We start from the raw sequence: 1,492 nt of genomic DNA on the forward strand, positions 1-1,492 counted from the left end.
GGAACTATGCGGTTGAGCCAGACCTCATAACGGGGTCGGTCGGCTTGGGCAATACGGTGACGGATCACCAGGGTGGCGGCGTTTTCCATGGACTCTCCTCACGCTCTGGCGGCCCCTATGGGGGCCGCCAGTCAGCGCTTACTTGACGTCGCGCTGTGGTGCCTTGTGCACCATGGTGTAGGCATAATCGACGCCCATACCGTAAGCACCGCTGTGCTCGCGCACCAGATCCATAACTGCGTCATAGGTCTCCTTGCGGGACCAGTCACGCTGATACTCAAGCAGAACCTGCTGCCAGGTCACCGGCACGGCGCCGGCCTGCACCATACGATCGATGGCACGCTCGTGGGCATCAACGCTGGTGCCGCCGGACGTGTCGGTCACCACATAGACTTCGTAGCCCGCCTCAAGTGCCATCAGAGCCGGGAAGGTGAGGCACACCTCCGTCCATAGGGCAGATATAATCAATTTCTTGCGACCGGTAGCCTTAACGGCGGCGACGAAGGCCTCGTCTTCCCAGGAGTTCATGGAACTGCGCTCGATGGGCTTGCTCTCGGGGTGAACGGCCAGTAGTTCCGGCCAGATGTAGCCGCTGAAGCTCTCTGTCTCGACCGAGGTGTAGATGGTCGGCACCTTGAAGATCTTGCCTACCTTAGCCAGACCGACCGTGTTATTTTTCAGCTGCTGGCGGTCGATGTTGGTGACGCCAAACGCCATCTGTGGCTGGTGATCGATGAAAATAAGGGTCGAATTATTGGCATCAATGAGTTTACGGATAGACATACACTTACCTTTCCTTGCTGTTTATGAACGAGATAGACAGTATGGGATAAGATTTTTTATTGATATTGGAAATTTCTTCACATCTTCATCAATAAAATTTGACAAGTCACTCTGAACACTGGCTGGGGCTAACGTGAATGAAGTTGAATCTGGATGCATTGATGGTACTGGAAGCCATTGAAGAATATGGTAGTTTGACTGCGGCAGCAGAAAAACTATTCAAAACTCCCTCGGCGTTGAGTTACACGGTACAGAAGCTGGAAAACGATCTATCTCTGGTCCTGCTTGACCGTTCTGGTCACAAGATGACCTTCACGGAGAATGGTCGCATTGTCCTTGAGAAAGGAAGGGCAATATTAGATGCCGCCCGAAAAATAGAGCAACAAATTGCCTATCTGAAGAATTTTGACGCATCACTGACCATAGGAATTGACATTGCTTTTCCGTTTCATGTCCTGCCGCCACTGCTAACAAGATTCTATGAAGAATTTCCCCATGTGAATTTGACATTTTCCCATGAGATATTGGACGGCATCTGGACAGGTCTGATAGAGAGCCGGTTTGATATCGTACTGGGGGCCCTCAGCAGGCCACCCACAGTGATACACCTTGCCTATCAGCCACTTGGTCATCTGGAGCATGTTTTTGTTCATGCCCCAACCCATCCCTTGGCACGGGTCCCCCCTCCCCTTTCACCACAGACAATAAC

The 1,492-nt window shown here is 52.1% G+C and carries 2 protein-coding genes; one reads left to right on the plus strand and one right to left on the minus strand.

The features are described 5' to 3' along the window. Window positions 1–138: 138 nt before the first annotated feature. On the minus strand, window positions 139–783 hold the full coding sequence (locus AAC083_RS19040) for a hydrolase (RefSeq protein ID WP_108537432.1): 645 nt from the start codon (window positions 781–783) through the stop codon (window positions 139–141). Between the two features lie 137 nt (window positions 784–920). Here AAC083_RS19040 and AAC083_RS19045 point away from each other — a divergent pair. Further along, a partial coding sequence (locus AAC083_RS19045) for a LysR family transcriptional regulator (protein ID WP_146181739.1) occupies window positions 921–1,492 on the plus strand: 572 nt, incomplete at its 3' end.

Source organism: Aeromonas sp. HMWF014 (assembly GCF_963878295.1).
Classification (GTDB): Bacteria; Pseudomonadota; Gammaproteobacteria; order Enterobacterales; family Aeromonadaceae; genus Aeromonas; species Aeromonas popoffii.

What these genes read in the sequence shown, in the direction of transcription:
- AAC083_RS19040 (WP_108537432.1), bottom strand. Translation starts at nt 783, where the DNA reads ATGTCTATCCGTAAACTCATTGATGCCAATAATTCGACCCTTATTTTC.